We start from the raw sequence: 16,314 nt of genomic DNA on the forward strand, positions 1-16,314 counted from the left end.
TTTGGTGGTGCCCCGCCCTACTGCAGCATGGTGCGGTCGTCGAGCTGGGCGCCCTTGATCTTCTCGAATTCCTTGAGCAGCCCGGGAACGGTCATCTTCGATTTGGCCTCGGCATCGAGATCCAGGATGATCTCCCCGTCGTGCATCATCACCAGCCGGGTGCCCAACCGCAGCGCCTGCTCCATGTTGTGGGTGACCATCAGCGTGGTGAGTCCGTGGCGTTCGACGATCTCCTCGGTCAGCCGGGCCACCAGGGCCGCCCGTTGCGGGTCCAGTGCCGCGGTGTGCTCGTCGAGCAACAGGATCTGAGGTCCACTGAACGTGGCCATGAGCAGCGAAAGTGCTTGCCGCTGTCCACCGGAGAGCAACCCGACCTTGGCCTTGAGCCGATGTTCGAGGCCCAATTCCAGAGATTCGAGCTCAGTGGCGAATTGCTCCCGCCGTCGTTTGGTCACCCCCAGGCCCAGCCCACGGAATTTTCCGCGGTTCAGGGCCAGGGACATGTTCTCTTCGATCGACATGCTCGGCGCGGTGCCGGCCATCGGGTCCTGGAAGACCCGGCCGATGTATTTCGCCCGCGCATGGTCCGCCAGTTTGGTGACGTCCTTGCCGGCGATCTTCACGTTGCCGACGTCGGGCTGGAGCTTGCCCCCGACCATGTTCAGGACAGTGGATTTCCCGGCACCATTGGAGCCGATCACGGTGACGAATTCGCCTTCGGTCAATTGGAGGTTGATGTTGCGTAGCGCCTTGCGCTCGTTGACCGTCCCGGCGAAGAACGTCTTGGACAGGTTGTTGACTTCCAGCATGCTAGGACACCGTCTCCTTCTGCTTCTCCGCGGCGTTGTTGATGGTGCGCATCCGGCGACCGAACTTATTGAAGCCCTTCCACTGCGGCAGAACGAGCGCGAGGACCACGAGGATCGCGGAGATCAGCTTCATGTCATTCGGCTCGAGACCGGCGTCCAGGGCCAGTTGGATGAAGACGCGGTAGAGGACGGCACCGAAGATGACGGCCAGCGTGGCGATGAAGATGTTCCGGGTCCCGAAGATCGCCTGGCCGATGATGACCGAGGCCAGACCGATCAGGATCAGGCCGATACCCATACCCACATCGGCGAAGCCCTGGTACTGGGCGACCATCGCGCCGCACAGGCCCACCAGGGCGTTGGAAATGGCCAGCCCGAGGATCTTCTGGTTGTCGGTGCTGACGCCCAGGCTGCGGATCATCTGTTCGTTGTCACCGGTCGCCTGCATGGCCAGACCGGTGTCGGTGTGCAGGAACCAGTCCAGGACGAACTTCAGCACCAGGGCCACCACGAAGAAGATCAGGATGGATACGACGCCACCGGTGAGCTGGGCCTCCCGCAGCGGGGAGATCAGGGTGTCCTCCCCCAGCAGCGGGACGTTGGCTTTGCCCATGATGCGCAAATTCACCGAATACAGGGCGATCATGGTCAGGATGCCGGCCAGCAGGCCGTTGATCTTGCCCTTGGTATGCAGCAGACCGGTCACGACACCGGCTGCCGCGCCGGCCAGCAGGGCCAGCCCGGTGGCCAAAAGTGCCGGCATGCCGTTGACGATGGTGATGGAGGCGACGGCGGCGCCGGTGGTGAAGCTTCCATCAACCGTCAGGTCGGGGAAGTCGAGGATGCGGAAGGTCAGATAGACCCCCAGCGCCATGATCGCGTAGATCAGGCCCAGTTCAACCGCAGTAAGCATGAAGAGATCCTTGGGTAGAGAGGGAAGAATGCGGGGTGCCCGGCCGCTGGAGGGCGGCCGGGCACCGTGATCCGGAAGATCGGCGCGGGCTACTTCTTGTAGACCTCGGCGGCCTTGTCGATCATGTCCTGCGGGATCTCCACTCCGGCCTTCTTCGCGGCGGCGGTGTTCACATACAGTTCGACATCGGTCAAGGTCTCCACGGGCATATCGGCCGGCTTCTCCCCGTCCTTGAGGATCTTCACCGCCATGTCGGCGGTCTGGACGCCGAGCTTCTCGTAGTTGATGCCGTAGGTGGCCGTGGCGCCACGCTTGACCGACTCGCCGTCGGCGGCGATGACGGGGACCTTCTTGGACTGCGCGGTCTGCAACAAACCTTCCAACGCGGAGACGACGGCGTTGTCGGTGGGCACGTAGTAGGCATCGACCTTCAGCGACTCGGCTGCCTGCTGGACCTCGGAGGAGGCGGAGATGGCCGCTTCCTTGATCTCCAGGTCGAGATCGGCCGCGGCTTCCTTGGCCCACTTCACCTGGACGGTGGAGTTGACCTCGCCGGAGGAGTAGACGATCCCGACGGACTTGGCGTCAGGGGCCAGTTCCTTGAGCAGTTCCATCTGCTCCTTCACCGGGTTCTTATCCGAGGTGCCGGTGACGTTTCCGCCGGGTTCCTCAACGCTCTTGACCAGTTTGGCTTCCACCGGGTCGGTCACCGCCGAGAAGAGGACCGGGGCATCAGTGATCGCCTGGGCGGCCGCCTGGGCCGCCGGCGTGGCGACGGCGAGGACCAGATCCAGGTTGTCCTGCGAGAACTGGTTCATGATCGCCGTGTTCGTCGAGGCATCCGCCTGAGCGTTCTGCAGATCGTAGCTGATCTTGTCCCCGGTATAGCCGGCGTCCTTCATCCCCTTCTTGAAGCCCTCGGTCACCGCATCCAAGGACGGATGGGACACGTACTGCGAGATGCCGATCTTCACGGGCTCGGTCGCATCCGCGGATCCGCTGGACTCCCCGGACCCTCCCGAGGATCCGCAAGCGGTGGCGAGCAATGCGGTGGCCATCAGGCCTGCGGCAAGCTTGCCGACGCGAGAAACGTTCATGGTGTTTTCCTTTCACGGGTCACGAGTTGATTTCCGGTCAACATCACCTTTGCTGCCACCGGATCCCGTCCCCCACTGCGAGTGATTCGACAATCTTTTGACCACCTCGTGCCTAAAGACACCTCGATACTACCTGTGAATCAACTCACATTGTCCATATGACTCAGGGGCCCATGGACGCCCTTGTGCGCCTCGAGGCCCATTGAAGACAAAACGTGTCCCATGCCACATTTCGGTATCATTCCGTACTTGGCCTCCCGACCACTTCCGGAAGCGCATCGGACGGCCGCTGGGCGCCGTCGTCGAGCGGACCCCCTTAGACTGGTTCAACCATGGCTGTAAAGATCACCTATCCCGAGTCCCTTCCGGTCAGCGCCCGCCGCGACGACATCATGGAAGCCATCCGCGACCACCAGATCGTCGTCATCGCCGGCGAAACCGGCTCCGGCAAAACCACCCAGCTTCCCAAGATGCTGTTGGAACTGGGCTTGGGCGAGGGCGGGATGATCGGCCACACCCAACCCCGCCGGCTGGCCGCCCGTACGGTGGCCGAACGCATCGCCGAGGAGACCGGGGTCGAGCTCGGGGCGGAGATCGGCTTCCAGGTCAGGTTCACCGGACACGTGTCGGCGTCCACCCAGGTCAAGGTCATGACCGATGGCATCCTGCTGGCGGAGATCCAGCATGACCGGCTGCTGCGTAAATACAACGCCATCATCATCGATGAGGCCCACGAACGCAGCCTGAACATCGACTTCCTGCTCGGCTACCTCAAACGGCTGCTGCCCAAGCGTCCCGATCTGAAGGTCATCATCACCTCGGCGACGATCGACCCGGAGAAATTCGCCACGCACTTCGGCTCCCCCGCCTCCGAGGGCGGAGAGGAGATCGTTCCGGCCCCCATCATCGAGGTCTCCGGGCGCACGTTCCCGGTGGAGCTGCGCTACCGTCCGCTGAATCCCGCCGAAGGGCGCGAGGACGACGACGACTACGACACGGACGAGGATCGGGACCCGCTGGACGCGGTCTGCGATGCCGTGGACGAATTGGCGGCCGAAGCCCCGGGCGACGTCCTGATCTTCTTTTCCGGCGAGCGCGAGATCCGCGATGCCGCCGAGGCCCTACGCGCCCGGGTGCGGACCAACCCCCGGCTGAGAGGCACCGAGGTGCTGCCGCTCTTCGCCCGGTTGTCCCTGGAGGAACAGCACAAGGTCTTCCACCCGGGGTCCAACCCTCGTCTGGTACTGGCGACCAATGTCGCCGAAACTTCACTGACGGTCCCGGGCATCAAATACGTCATCGATACCGGGACCGCCCGGATCTCAAGGTATTCGCACCGCACGAAGGTCCAGCGCCTGCCCATCGAACGGGTCTCCCAGGCCAGCGCGAACCAGCGGTCGGGTCGTTGTGGCCGCGTCTCCGACGGCATCGCCATCCGGCTCTACTCCCAGGAGGACTTCGAGGCCCGTCCCGAATTCACCGACCCTGAGATCCTGCGCACCAACCTGGCGGCGGTGATCCTGCAGATGTCCGCCATGGGGGTCGTGGAGTCCCCCCGCGACGTCGCGGGTTTCGACTTCGTCCAGCCCCCGGATTCCAAGGCCGTGAACGACGGCGTCTCACTCTTGCGCGAACTGGGCGCTGTCGGGGAGGGGGCCTCGGCAAAGGTCACCAGGATCGGGCGGCAGCTCAGCCAGCTCCCCGTCGACGTCCGGTTGGGCCGGATGATCGTGGAGGCAGGCCGGCGCGGCTGCGCCAAGGAGGTCATGATCCTGGCCGCCGCCCTGACCATCCGCGACCCCCGCGAACGCCCCTCCGAAGACACCGGTCAACGAGCCAATGCCATCGGCCTGCACCGCCGCTTCGACGACTCGACCTCGGACTTCTCGGGGTTCCTGAACCTCTACGCCTACCTGCAGGAGAAGCAGAAGGAGCTCTCCTCCTCGGCGTTCCGCAGGCTCTGCAAGAAGGAATTCATCAACTACATGCGGGTGCGCGAATGGCAGGACCTCTTCGCCCAGCTCCGCCAGCTCTCCAAACCATTGGGCATCACCCTGTCGACGGGGCCGGTGGACCCGGCAGGGCTGGAACGGGAGATCCACACCAGCCTGCTGGCCGGCCTACTCGGACACATCGGTGCCTGGGATGAGCGCAAACGCGAATATTCCGGCGCCCGCGGCACCCGGTTCTCCATCTTCCCCGGCTCGGCCTTGTTCAAGAAGAACCCCGAATGGGTGATGTCCGCCGAACTGGTGGAGACCAGCAGGCTCTGGGCCCGGGTCAACGCCCGCTTCGATCCCCTCTGGGTGGAGGAGGTCGGCAAGCACCTGTTGAAGTATTCGCATTCAGAACCCCACTGGTCCCGGAAGATGGGTTCGGTCATGGGCTACGAGAAGGCCACCCTCTACGGTCTGACCGTCATCCCCCAGCGCCGCATCCAATATGGGCGCGTCGATCCGGTCGTGGCCCGGGAGCTGTTCATCCAGCACGCCCTGGTGGAAGGCGATTGGAAGACCCACCATAAGTTCTTCCAACGCAACCGGCGCCTGCTGGCCGATATCGACGAACTCGAAACCAGGATGCGTCGGCGTGATCTGGGTGCCACGGACGAGGACCTCTTCGATTTCTACGATCAGCGGGTCGGTTCCGGCGTCGTCTCCGAACGCCACTTCGACCGGTGGTGGAAGAAGGCGCGGGCGGAGGAGCCCACCCTGCTGGACTTCGACCCGGAGGAACTCTTCAACGCCGACGCGGACGAACTGAACCAGGAGGACTTCCCCCGGACCCTGCAGCACGGGGACCTTGAACTGGAGCTGTCCTACGAGTTCAACCCGGCCGCGTCGGCCGGTGAATCCGACGGGTTGACCGTGCGGGTGCCCGTGTTGTTCCTGAACCAGCTGGACCCCGAACGTTTCCGCTGGCTCATCCCCGGTCTCCGCGAAGAACTGGTCACCGCCTTGATCAAGTCCCTGCCCAAGGCCATCCGCAAGAACTTCGTCCCGGCCCCCGACGTGGCCCGGCAGGCGGTGACCGCACTGAATGCCGATTTCGACCCCACGACCGATGACCTCGAACCCTCCCTGGAACTGGTGTTGCGTCGGATGCGCGGGGTGGTGATCCCGCCGGGATCCTGGGACTGGTCCAAGATCCCCGGGCACCTGTTGGCCACTTTCCAGGTCGTGGATGCCAGGGCCCGGATCCTGGATGAATCCACCGACCTGCCCACCCTGCAACGAACCCTGGCGACGCAGAACCGCCAGGCCCTGGCCGATTCGTTGGGAAGCGCGGGGCCTGCCCTGCTGGCGGCGGCCCGCGAGGCCGAACAACGCCACGGCAAGGAATCCTCGGGCGGTTCCGGAGCCGGAACCGGTGGGGCCCGGACCTCGCCCCGGCCCGGACGGGGCCGGGCGGGCACCACCACGCGGGAGCGTCCGACGCCGACGCTGGAGCAGACCGGGCTGACCGCCTGGCCCGAAGGGCTCGGCGACGGGGCCCGGATCGAGCGCCGGGTCAGCACCACGGTGGCGGGGGCGGAAGTCACCGCATTCCCCGGTCTGCTCGATACCGGGGACACGGTGTCGCTGACGGTGTTCCGCAACGAGGATGAACAGCTCACGGCCCATCGGGGCGGGGTGATCCGGCTGCTGCTGCTTCAGGTCCCCTCCCCGGCCAAGTACGTATTGGAGCACCTGAACAACCAGGAGAAGCTGGTCTTCACGCAGAACCCCCACGGTTCGGTGGAGAAGCTGATCGCCGACTGCACGCTGGCGGCCCTGGACCGGCTGGTCCCTGAGGAACTGCCCTTCAGCAAGGCGGAGTTCGATGCCCTGTTCGAGTCGGTGCGGGCCGAGCTGATCGACACGGTCTTCAAGGTCACCGCCATCGTCGAACGCGTCCTCTCCGGGGCCCGCCGCGTGGACCAACGGGTCTCCAAGGCCTCCTCGCTGGCACTGGTGAACGCGCTGGCCGATATCCGCAGCCAGGTGGAGAACCTGGTCTACCCGGGCTTCGTCGCCGGGACCGGCTACGCCCACCTCTCCCAGCTGCCCCGCTATCTGGAGGCGATCGGCAAGCGTCTGGATAAGTTGGAGGCCGGGAACGTGGCGCGGGACCACCAGGCGATGCTGGCGATCCAGGCGTTGGAGGATGAATACGATGCCGCCCGGGCCGCGGTGCCTGCCGGGGCACGGATCCCCGCGCCCCTGGCCCGGATCAAGTGGATGCTCGAGGAGTTGCGGGTGAGCATGTTCGCCCAGGAACTGGGCACCGCCTATTCGGTCTCGGAGAAGCGGGTGCGGACCGCCTTGCGCCAGGCCACCACCAGCTAACCGGCCGGTCCGAAAGGCCCGTCCCCGCCGTCGTCCCCGCGGCAGGGACGACGGCGGGACTGCGGGCCGGGATTACTGGTTCGGCACCATATCGGTATGCCCGTCCTCGCGCAGTGCGGTGCGCAGTCGTTCGGCATTGTCGTCCAGGTGGGCTTCCTTCGGGTCGGTATCGGCCCGGGAGAGGTCGAAGTCGGCCAGCGAGTTCGTCGGCCAGACGTGCACGTGCAGATGGGGGACCTCGAAGCCGGCGACCATCAGGCCGGCTCGTTCGGAGCCGAAGGCCCGCTTCTGGGCCCGCCCCACGACCCGGGCGACCGCGTTGAGCTTATTGAGCAGCTCGGGTTCGATATCGGTCCAGTCGTCGACCTCCTGGCGCGGCACCACCAGGGTGTGACCGTCGGTGATCGGTCCGATCGACAGGAACGCGACGACGTCGGGATCCTTCCAGACGAATCGTCCCGGCAACTCCCCGTTGATGATCTTGCTGAACAGCGTGCTCATGGTGTCCCTCTCTTCGGTAGTGGTCACGAATCTACTTGGCCTGCTCGGCCCCGGGCCAGTCAGCCGGTGGGGCCGGTGGCCACCTCCCGGGCGGGGTCGGAGGAAAACTGCGAATACGAGCCCGGATACAGGGCCGCGTCGATCCCGGCGATCGCCAGGGCGGCGATCTCGTGGGCGGCGGTGACCCCGGAGCCGCAGTAGACGGCTACCGGTGGGCCTCCTGCTGCCGGGCCCAGGGCGGCGAACTTCTCCCGCAGGGCTTCCGCCGACAAGAATCTGCTGTCCGCGTCCAGGTTCGCTGCGGTGGGGGCGTTCAGGGCCCCGGGGATGTGCCCGGGGCGTGGGTCCACCGGTTCGGTTTCCCCGCGGAAGCGTTCACCGGCCCGGGCGTCGAGCAGGACCCCGGTGGAGGGGAAGGCCGCCGCGCCGTCGGCATCCAGGACCGGCAGCGACCCGGGGTGCGGGACCCAGCGTCCCGGTAGCGGGGTGACCGGCCCGGTGGCGACCTCCCCGCCGGCCGCCGGCCAGGCGGCCCATCCGCCGTCGAGCAGGAACACCTCGGCCAGTCCGGCGTCCCGCAGCAGCCACCAGGCCCGCGCCGCCGACAGCCCGCCCACGGCGTCGTAGACCACCACGGTATCGCCGGGGTCGATCCCCCAGCGGGAGGTGGCGGCGGCGAAGGCTGCGGGTTCAGGCAGGGGGTGGCGACCGGCTTGCGGGCGGGCAGGGGCCGCCAGCTCGGTCTCCAGGTCCACATACACGGCCCCCGGGATATGCCCGGCCAGGTGGTCCTCCTCCCCCGTGGTCGAACCCAACGCCCACCGGACATCCAGGATGACGGTGCGCTGCCCGGCGGCGATCCGGGCGGCCAGGGCCTCGGTGGTGATCAAGACGTCCATGTCGGAACTTCCTCCCTCATGCCCCGCCGCCGGCTCCGGGGCGGCCGCCGAAGCGGGCCCGGGTAGGCTGGACGGGTGGATTCAACGATGCTGCCAACACTACCGCCGCCTGCCGGACGGGCTTGGGTCAACCAGGCCGTCCTGGCCCTGGAAGCCGATACCGCCCGCTCGGCGGATACGCACCTGCACCGGATCGGCCTGCCGGTGGTTTGGGGCATCGAGCTCTACCTGAAGGACGAGTCCACCCACCGCTCGGGCTCGTTGAAGCACCGCCTGGCGAAGTCCTTGTTCCTCTACGGGCTGGTCAACGGATGGATCACCGAGCGGACCACCATCGTGGAATCCTCCAGCGGGAGCACCGCGGTCTCCGAGGCGTATTTCGCCCGGCTGTTGGGCTTGCCCTTCGTGGCCGTGGTCGCCGCAACGACGTCGGAGCAGAAGATCGACCTGATCCGTGAGCTGGGCGGGACCTGCCACCTGATCGAAGAGGCCTCGGCGGTCGACGCCGAGGCACGCCGATTGGCTGCCGAAACCGGTGGACACTACATGGACCAGTTCACCTACGCCGAACGGGCCACCGACTGGCGCGGGAACAACAACATCGCCGAATCGATCTTCTCCCAGCTCGAACTCGAACCGCATCCGGTGCCCGCCTGGGTCGTGGCCGGGGCCGGGACGGGGGGCACCAGCGCCACTTTGGGCCGCTACATCCGCTACCACCAGCATCAGAGCCGGTTGGCCGTCGGCGACCCCGAGGGCTCGGCCTTCCTGCCGGCCTGGCAAGCCTGGAACGACGGCGGTGACCCGGCGGCTGTGACCGGGACCCCGAGCCGGATCGAGGGCATCGGCCGGCCGTCGCCCGAACCCAGCTTCGTGCCCTCGGTGATCGATCTGGTCCAGACCGTGCCCGACGGCGCCTCGGTGGCCGCAATGCGCCATCTCTCCGGATGGGCGGGGCTGCACGCCGGACCGTCCACGGGAACGAACATGTGGCAGATCTGGCGTCTGGTGGCGCGGATGCGGGCCGCCGGACAGCAAGGATCGGTCGTCTCACTGATCTGCGACGGCGCCGAACGCTATGCCGGATCACATTACGACCCCGGATGGCTTCACCGCGCGGGCATCGACACCACCCCCTATGAAGGGGTCATCGAGGCCTTCCTCGCCGGCGGCGACTGGGTGGAACCGTAGGATCCCGGCGTAGAATGACCCGGGCTGGTTCTTGGCCCACCCTCCTGAGTCGGAAGAAGTGCCGCATGATCGAAATCCTGAACCACAGCCAGCTAACCCGGGCCCGGACCAGCGGCGCCCTGGTCGCCAGGATCCTGCAGACCATGAAACGCCGGACCACCGTGGGGACGAACCTGCTGGACATCGACCGGTGGACCCGGCAGATGATCACCGAGGCCGGGGCCCGGTCCTGCTATGTCGACTATGCGCCGTCCTTCGGACGCGGACCCTTCGGCCACTACATCTGCACCGCGGTCAACGATGCGGTCCTCCACGGCCTGCCCCACGACTACGCCCTGGCCGACGGGGACCTGCTGACACTGGATCTGGCCCTCATCCTGGACGGGGTGGCAGCGGATGCGGCCATCAGCTTCGTGGTGGGTTCTTCACGCCCCGCCGAAAGCGTCGCGATGATCGATGCCACCGAGGCGGCCCTGGCCGCCGGCATTGCCGCGGCAGGCCCCGGGGTCCGCCTCGGCGATGTCTCCCATGCCATCGGCACCGTTCTGGACCGGGCCGGATACCAGATCAACGTCGAATTCGGGGGCCACGGCATCGGCTCGACCATGCACCAGGACCCGCATGTCCCCAATACCGGGCGCCCCGGCCGGGGCTACAGGCTCCGGCCCGGCTTGCTGCTCGCTCTGGAGCCGTGGGTCATGGCAGATACCTCACAGCTCGTGACCGACGCCGATGGCTGGACGTTGCGCAGCGCAACGGGGTGCCGGACCGCCCATACCGAACACACGATTGCGATCACCGAGGACGGAGCCCGGATCCTGACCCTGCCCTAGCCGCTCCGGGGCCCGGCCGCTCAGGCCTCGCGGGACTCCCCGACCTGCAGGTACTCGAATTCGGTGCCGTACCGGGCCCCGAACCGGGTGACATGCCCGGTCATCATCCCCAGCCCCCTCTCGTTGAGCAGCCCGTCGTGGATCGGGTAGGCATGGGCCGGCCGGACCGACACCACGAAGTCCACGACCTCGGCCAGCTTCGACCACGGGGCATGCAGCGGCACCAGCAGGGTCTGCACCGTGACCCCGTTCGGGACGATGAACGAGTCTCCCGGGTGGTACAGGTTCCCGTCGACGAGGTACCCCAGATTGGCGACCACGGGGATCTGCGGGTGGATCAGCGCATGCTGGCCGCCGAAGACCCGGACGTCGAACCCGGCGATCTGCCGGACGTCGTCGGGGGCCAGCACGTGGATCCTGTCCCCCGCCGCCCCGAGTGCCGGGTGGGCCAGCAGTTGATCGACCACCTCCCGCGGGGCGTAGACATGCACCCCTGCGGTGCGGTCCACGATCGGCAGGACGGCCGCCGCGTCGAGATGGTCGGCGTGCTCGTGGGTCACCAGGATGGCTTCGGCACCGGCCAGGGCCGCCGGCACGTCGGTGAATGTTCCGGGGTCGATGACCATGACGCGTGATCCCTTTTCCAGGCGGATGCAGGCATGTCCGTGTTTGATGAGCTTCATGCCCCCACCCTAGTTCGCCGCCGCCGCGCTGATAAGCTGTTTCTTCCAGTCGTCCGCGGCCCGTCCGGTCGACCCAGGACCCCTCACGTCGGGCCCGAAGCAAGACTCCAGGAGCACAGCAACGCATGTCGGAGAAGATCGTCCCCAAGCGCGGGCGGGAACAGCGTGTCACCAAGCAGCGGCTCGCCGTCGAGGCCGCCATGGGCCGGTTGGAGGACTTCGTCTCCGCCCAGGAACTCCACCGTCTGCTTCAGGACCAGGGCGATAAGGTCTCGTTGGCCACCGTCTACCGGATCCTGCAGTCCATGGCCGAGGACGGGCTGCTCGACGTCGTACGATCCGGCGAGGGCGAGGCCGCCTACCGCCGCTGCGAGGCCGAGACCCACCACCATCACCTGGTCTGCCGGACCTGCGGCAAGGGGGTCGAGGTCCAGGCTCCCGCCGTGGAGACCTGGGCGGCCCGGGTCGCCGCCGAGCACGGTTTCACGGAGGCCTCCCACACCGTGGAGATCTACGGCTACTGCCCCGAGTGCACGCTCAACCGGCAGGGAGCCGACGGCGCCTAGGCTGCGAGTTGCGGTGCCGCTTCCTGGATCCGCCGCACCCGTGAACGGCGCCAGTCGATGACCCGGCACACCACGTAGATCGCGAAGGAAATGGTGGTCACGTAGGGGCTGATCGGCAAGCGTCCGGCCAGGGCGAGCATGATGCCCCCGACCACGCTGGTCATCGCGAACACGATGCTCAGCGCCACCGTCAGGCCCGGGCGCGCGGTCACGCGGATCGCGGCGGCGGCCGGGGTGATCAGCAGGCTGAGCACCAGCAGGGCCCCGACGACCTGGATGGACAGGGCCACCGCGAGTCCGAGTAACAGCATGAACACCACCGAGAGCCGGCCGGCGGGGATCCCCCGGGCAGCGGCGACCGAGGGATCGACACTGACGAACATCAATGGACGCCAGATGATCAGCAGGCCCACGATCACCACGACCGAGCACACCGCCAGGACCCCCAGCTGGACGGAGTCCACGGCGACGATCTGGCCGGTGAGCAAGCCGAACTTATTGGCGCTGCGCCCCTCGTAGAGGGACAGGAACAGGATGCCCAACCCCAGCCCGAAGGGCATGAGGATCCCGATGATGGAGTTGCGGTCCCGCGCGTTGGCGCCCATGAGCCCGAGCACCAGGGACGCCGCGATGCTGCCCACCAGGGAGCCGGCCACCACATTGGCCCCGATGAGCAGGGCGAAGGCGGCCCCGGCGAAGGACAGTTCGGCGATCCCGTGGACGGCGAAGGCCATGTCCCGGGTCATCACGAAGACGCCCACGAGTCCGCCGACCAGGCCCAGGATCGCCCCGGCAATGATCGAGTTGGAAACCAGGGGCAGCAGTTCGGCATAGTTCTCGAAGCTGAAGATCGTCTGCCAGATGTCGTGCGCGTTCATGCCCGGCCCCCGTCCCTGCTGGTCGTCGACGCCGGTTCGGCGTCGGAGGGATGGTGGTGGCTCAGGGTTTCGGGCATCCCGACCACCACGATGCGTCCGTTGCTGCGGAAGACCTCGATCGGGCTGGAGTACAACTCGGAGAGGACCTCGGAGCGCATGACCTCTTCCGGGGTGCCGACGTGGAACCGCCCGCCGGCCAGATAGAGCACCCGGTCCACATATTGCAGGATCGGGTTGATCTCGTGGGTGACGAAGACGACGGCGCTGCCCTGGTCGCAGGCCTGCCGGTGGATCAGGGCGGACACCGCCTGCTGGTGGTTCAGATCCAGCGACAGCAGCGGTTCATCGCACAGCAGGAGTTCGGGGTTCCCGGCCAAGGCCTGGGCGGCACGCAAGCGCTGCTGCTCCCCTCCGGAGAGCAGCCCCACGGGACGGTCGGCATAGGCGGTCGCCCCGACCCGCTCGAGGAGCTCATCGACCCGGGCGTTGATCTCCCGGCGGTGGAAGATCCGTGGGCCCCAGCGGTGCCCGTCCACGCCCAGGGCCACCAGATCCCGGGCACGCAAGGCCGTATCGGGGGGAAACCCGCGTTGCTGGGGGATGCTGCCGATGGTGCGCGAGCCCCGGGTGACCGGGCGTCCGCTGATCTCCACGCTGCCGGTACTCAGTTCCTGCAGCCCCAGCAGCACCTTGAGCAGGGTGGATTTACCGGCCCCGTTGGGCCCGAGCACGGCCAGGAACTCCCCCGGCTGGACCTCCAGGTCCAGCCCGCTGAAGAGCCTCCGCGGGCCGAAGTCCAGGCCGGCGCCCCGCAAGGTCACCGCCGGTGTCGTATCGGGCTGGCTGTTCGGTGGCACGGGCGGCCTTCCTGGAGGGTGGGGGTGGCTGGCGGAGGGGAGCCGCGCCGCCCGTCGGCGGTGTCACGGCACGCATCCAACCCTAACCCAAATGAGACTCATTTTCATTATCGGCTTGTTGGTTGAAGCGACGGATCCCGCGGCGTTCGTTTGAATCGTTGATCTCCCCGACCAGCTGCTCCAGGACGTCCTCGAGGAACAGGATCCCCAGCGTGTTGCCGGCGGCATCGTTGACCCGGGCCAGGTGGGATCCGGTGCGCTGCATGACCCCCAGCGCATCCTCGACCTCGACCTCGGCGCCCAGATTGGCCAGGTTGCGCAGGCGGGTGACCGGGATCGGCTGGTCGTAGCGGGACTGCGGGATGGACATGACGTCCTTCAGGTGCAGGTACCCGGCGAGGTTCTCCTGGGCGTCGGTGATCACGAACCGGGAGAATCCCGTCCGTCCGACGGCCTTTTCGAATTGGGCCGGCGTCGTCTCCTGGGACAGGGTGACGACCTCGTGCAGCGGAACCATCGAGGTCTCGGCGGTGTAATCGGAGAACTCCAGGGCCCCATGGATGATCCCGCTGCCGTCCTCGACCAGGCCGGACCGGGTCGATTCCTGGACGATGGAGTGGACCTCTTCGAGGGTGAAGGAACTGGTCACTTCGTCCTGAGGCTCGACCCGCATCAATTTCAGCGCATGGTTGGCCAGCCAGTTCAACGAGTAGACGACCGGGTGCAGGATCCGGGACAGGAAGATCAGCGGCGGTGCCAGCAGCAGCACGGCCCGATCCGCCACGGAGACCGAGATGTTCTTGGGCACCATCTCCCCGAACGTGACGTGCAGGAAGGTCACGATGAGCAAGGCGATCACGAACGCGGTGGTATCGGCCACCGGGACCGGCACGCCCAGCGCCTCCAGCGGCCCGGCAAACAGATGGTGGATCGCCGGTTCGGCGACGTTGAGGATCAGCAACGAGCAGACGGTGATGCCCAATTGGCAGACCGCCAGCATCAAGGAGACGTGTTCCATGGCGAACAGTGCCGAACGGGCCCGCTTCACCCCGTTGTCGAGCAAGGGTTCGATCTGGCTGCGCCGGGCGGTCATGACCGCGAATTCGGAGGCCACGAAGAAGGCATTGCCCAGCAGCAGGATGATGAGCCACATGATTCCAAGCCAGGGATTCACTGCTCCTGCCCCCCTTCCTGGTCCTCGTCCTCGGAGGCCTCGAAGCTCAGCCGGTCCACCCGGCGGCCGTCCATCGCCTCCACGAACAGCTCCCCGTTGCCGGTATCGACGAAATCGCCGACGGCGGGGATCCGTCCGAGCATGGCCATGACGTAGCCGCCGACGGTTTCATAGGCGGGGTCGTCGGGGATCTTCAGCCCGGGGACCTGGTCCCCGAGTTCGTCCGGACGCAACAGGGCGGGGAAATGCCAGCGGCCCGTGGCCGAAACCAGCACCCCCGGTTGGGTCCTGTCGTGTTCATCGGTGACTTCGCCGACGATCTCCTCGACCAGGTCCTCCAGGGTGACCATGCCGGCGGTTCCGCCGTATTCGTCCAACACCATGGCCACCTGTTGGTTGGCCTCGCGCAGATCGGCGATCAGCGAATCCAGGTGCACGGTCTTGGGGACCGACATGATCTCCTCCATGACGGTCGCCGCCACCAGGCCCGCCCGCTTATGCCGCGGCACCGCGACGGCCTTCTTCACGTGGCAGACCCCTTCGACGTCGTCGGCGGAATCGCCGATCACCGGGAACCGTGAATAGCCGGTGCGGCGGGCCGTTTCGATGACGTCCTCCAGCGGTTCGTCCAGTTCGACGGTCTCCATGCGGATGCGCGGGGTCATCACGTCGGCGGCCGAGCGTTCCGAGAAGCGCAGGGTGCGGGAGAGGAATCGGGCGGTGTCGCCGTCCAAGGTGCCCATTTCGGCCGAGCGGCGGACCAGCGAATTCAGTTCCGCCGGGCTGCGGGCCCCGGAGATCTCCTCCTTCGCCTCCAGCCCCACGGTGTGCAGGACCTTGTTGGAGAAGCCGTTGAGCACCACGATGGCTGGCTTGAAGACGGTGGTGAACACCAGCTGGGGCCGGGCAATGGCCCGGCCGATGCCCAGGGCGCGGGCAATGGCCAGGTTCTTGGGGATCAGTTCCCCGACCAGCATGGAAAGCACGGTGGCGAAGATCATGGCGACCACCAGGGATACCGGGGCGGCGCCCGCACCGAGCCCCGCGGCCTCCAGGACCGGGGTCAGCAGCCGCCCGACCGAGGGTTCCATCACGAAGCCGGTCAGCAACGTGGTCAGCGTGATCCCCAGTTGGCAGGACGAGAGTTGCGTGGACAGTGACTTCAGGCAACGCATGAGCGGTTCCGCACCGCGTTCGCCGTCGGCCACCGAGCGCTGCACCGTGCTCTGGTCCAAGGCGACGAGGGAGAATTCAACGGCGACGAAGAACCCGGTCCCGGCGATCAGGAGCAGGCCGAGCGCCAGGAAGATCCATTCCACCTACGTGCTCACCGCCGTCGTTCCCCGCACGGGCATCACGGCACGACGGCGGGATGCGCGGTAGGTGGGTTTCATCGGTTCGGGGGAACCCGGTCTGGAAGGCTCCGATGAGCCGGCCGATGAGCTGGGCATGCTGAGACGGTTTGAGCCGGCGCTGCGCGTGGACGCGACAGGCCGGCACACTGAGTGGCTGTCCATAAGGGTTCCAGTCTACAGAATCGCACCCACGCCCGCGAGGACATCTCCGCCGGGAGCGGTGTCCTGGC

14 protein-coding genes are annotated in these 16,314 nt (G+C 66.8%); 4 read left to right on the forward strand and 10 right to left on the reverse strand.

Translation table 11 applies throughout. The features are described from left to right. Positions 1-17 precede the first annotated feature (17 nt). The 3 genes from ACT3S2_RS14435 to ACT3S2_RS14445 form a co-directional block, all read right to left on the reverse strand. Positions 18-809, reverse strand: a complete 792-nt coding sequence (locus ACT3S2_RS14435; RefSeq protein ID WP_444555445.1) for an ABC transporter ATP-binding protein — start codon at positions 807-809, stop codon at positions 18-20. A gap of 1 nt (position 810) precedes the next feature. Then, positions 811-1,722 (reverse strand): ABC transporter permease, encoded by a 912-nt coding sequence (locus ACT3S2_RS14440; protein WP_444555446.1) that lies wholly within the window; start codon positions 1,720-1,722, stop codon positions 811-813. A gap of 89 nt (positions 1,723-1,811) precedes the next feature. After that, positions 1,812-2,819 (reverse strand): ABC transporter substrate-binding protein, encoded by a 1,008-nt coding sequence (locus ACT3S2_RS14445; RefSeq protein WP_444555447.1) that lies wholly within the window; start codon positions 2,817-2,819, stop codon positions 1,812-1,814. 332 nt (positions 2,820-3,151) lie between these two features. Here ACT3S2_RS14445 and hrpA point away from each other — a divergent pair, with 332 nt between their 5' ends. Next, a complete protein-coding gene (hrpA, locus tag ACT3S2_RS14450) occupies positions 3,152-7,147 on the forward strand; it encodes an ATP-dependent RNA helicase HrpA (RefSeq protein ID WP_444561840.1) in 3,996 nt (1,331 codons plus the stop codon). A 72-nt stretch (positions 7,148-7,219) separates the two neighbouring features. On the opposite strand, the gene ACT3S2_RS14455 is transcribed toward hrpA, so the two are convergent. Continuing rightward, positions 7,220-7,648 (reverse strand): HIT family protein, encoded by a 429-nt coding sequence (locus tag ACT3S2_RS14455; protein WP_444555474.1) that lies wholly within the window; start codon positions 7,646-7,648, stop codon positions 7,220-7,222. 59 nt (positions 7,649-7,707) lie between these two features. Continuing rightward, entirely contained in the window at positions 7,708-8,547 is an 840-nt protein-coding gene (locus ACT3S2_RS14460; protein ID WP_444555449.1) for a sulfurtransferase, read from the reverse strand. A gap of 87 nt (positions 8,548-8,634) precedes the next feature. Between ACT3S2_RS14460 and ACT3S2_RS14465 the strand changes: the two genes are divergently transcribed. Together ACT3S2_RS14465 and map are read left to right on the forward strand one after the other, a co-directional pair. Then, positions 8,635-9,738: a PLP-dependent cysteine synthase family protein gene (locus ACT3S2_RS14465; protein ID WP_444555450.1), complete on the forward strand. Its 1,104-nt coding sequence runs from the start codon at positions 8,635-8,637 to the stop codon at positions 9,736-9,738. Positions 9,739-9,803: 65 nt separating this feature from the next. Further along, positions 9,804-10,571: a type I methionyl aminopeptidase gene (gene map, locus ACT3S2_RS14470; protein WP_444555451.1), complete on the forward strand. Its 768-nt coding sequence runs from the start codon at positions 9,804-9,806 to the stop codon at positions 10,569-10,571. Positions 10,572-10,591: 20 nt separating this feature from the next. On the opposite strand, the gene ACT3S2_RS14475 is transcribed toward map, so the two are convergent. Next, complete coding sequence (locus ACT3S2_RS14475; protein ID WP_444555452.1) at positions 10,592-11,254, reverse strand: MBL fold metallo-hydrolase; 663 nt, start codon at positions 11,252-11,254, stop codon at positions 10,592-10,594. Positions 11,255-11,379: 125 nt separating this feature from the next. On the opposite strand from ACT3S2_RS14475, the gene ACT3S2_RS14480 reads away from it, so the two are divergent. After that, positions 11,380-11,820, forward strand: coding sequence for a Fur family transcriptional regulator (locus ACT3S2_RS14480; RefSeq protein WP_444555453.1), 441 nt, complete (start codon positions 11,380-11,382; stop codon positions 11,818-11,820). Here the strand turns inward: ACT3S2_RS14480 and ACT3S2_RS14485 are convergent. From ACT3S2_RS14485 to ACT3S2_RS14500, 4 genes are all read right to left on the reverse strand, one after another. Beyond that, complete coding sequence (locus ACT3S2_RS14485) at positions 11,817-12,698, reverse strand: metal ABC transporter permease (RefSeq protein ID WP_444555454.1); 882 nt, start codon at positions 12,696-12,698, stop codon at positions 11,817-11,819. The genes ACT3S2_RS14480 and ACT3S2_RS14485 overlap by 4 nt on opposite strands. Continuing rightward, positions 12,695-13,555, reverse strand: coding sequence for a metal ABC transporter ATP-binding protein (locus ACT3S2_RS14490; RefSeq protein WP_444555455.1), 861 nt, complete (start codon positions 13,553-13,555; stop codon positions 12,695-12,697). Before ACT3S2_RS14490 ends, ACT3S2_RS14485 begins: the two co-directional genes overlap by 4 nt. 82 nt (positions 13,556-13,637) lie before the next feature. After that, positions 13,638-14,729 carry a hemolysin family protein gene (locus tag ACT3S2_RS14495; RefSeq protein WP_444555456.1) on the reverse strand — a complete coding sequence of 364 codons (1,092 nt, stop codon included), beginning with the start codon at positions 14,727-14,729 and terminating at the stop codon, positions 13,638-13,640. Further along, positions 14,726-16,048 (reverse strand): hemolysin family protein, encoded by a 1,323-nt coding sequence (locus ACT3S2_RS14500; protein ID WP_444555457.1) that lies wholly within the window; start codon positions 16,046-16,048, stop codon positions 14,726-14,728. The genes ACT3S2_RS14495 and ACT3S2_RS14500 overlap by 4 nt, the downstream gene beginning before the upstream one ends. Between the last annotated feature and the right edge of the window lie 266 nt (positions 16,049-16,314).

Origin of the sequence: Arthrobacter sp. AOP36-A1-22, assembly GCF_052377615.1 — a bacterium.
GTDB lineage: Bacteria > Actinomycetota > Actinomycetes > Actinomycetales > Micrococcaceae > Arthrobacter_H.

What these genes read in the sequence shown, in the direction of transcription:
- ACT3S2_RS14435 (WP_444555445.1), bottom strand. Translation starts at nt 809, where the DNA reads ATGCTGGAAGTCAACAACCTGTCCAAGACGTTCTTCGCCGGGACGGTC.
- ACT3S2_RS14440 (WP_444555446.1), bottom strand. Translation starts at nt 1,722, where the DNA reads ATGCTTACTGCGGTTGAACTGGGCCTGATCTACGCGATCATGGCGCTG.
- ACT3S2_RS14445 (WP_444555447.1), bottom strand. Translation starts at nt 2,819, where the DNA reads ATGAACGTTTCTCGCGTCGGCAAGCTTGCCGCAGGCCTGATGGCCACC.
- hrpA (WP_444561840.1), top strand. Translation starts at nt 3,152, where the DNA reads ATGGCTGTAAAGATCACCTATCCCGAGTCCCTTCCGGTCAGCGCCCGC.
- ACT3S2_RS14455 (WP_444555474.1), bottom strand. Translation starts at nt 7,648, where the DNA reads ATGAGCACGCTGTTCAGCAAGATCATCAACGGGGAGTTGCCGGGACGA.
- ACT3S2_RS14460 (WP_444555449.1), bottom strand. Translation starts at nt 8,547, where the DNA reads ATGGACGTCTTGATCACCACCGAGGCCCTGGCCGCCCGGATCGCCGCC.
- ACT3S2_RS14465 (WP_444555450.1), top strand. Translation starts at nt 8,635, where the DNA reads ATGCTGCCAACACTACCGCCGCCTGCCGGACGGGCTTGGGTCAACCAG.
- map (WP_444555451.1), top strand. Translation starts at nt 9,804, where the DNA reads ATGATCGAAATCCTGAACCACAGCCAGCTAACCCGGGCCCGGACCAGC.
- ACT3S2_RS14475 (WP_444555452.1), bottom strand. Translation starts at nt 11,254, where the DNA reads ATGAAGCTCATCAAACACGGACATGCCTGCATCCGCCTGGAAAAGGGA.
- ACT3S2_RS14480 (WP_444555453.1), top strand. Translation starts at nt 11,380, where the DNA reads ATGTCGGAGAAGATCGTCCCCAAGCGCGGGCGGGAACAGCGTGTCACC.
- ACT3S2_RS14485 (WP_444555454.1), bottom strand. Translation starts at nt 12,698, where the DNA reads ATGAACGCGCACGACATCTGGCAGACGATCTTCAGCTTCGAGAACTAT.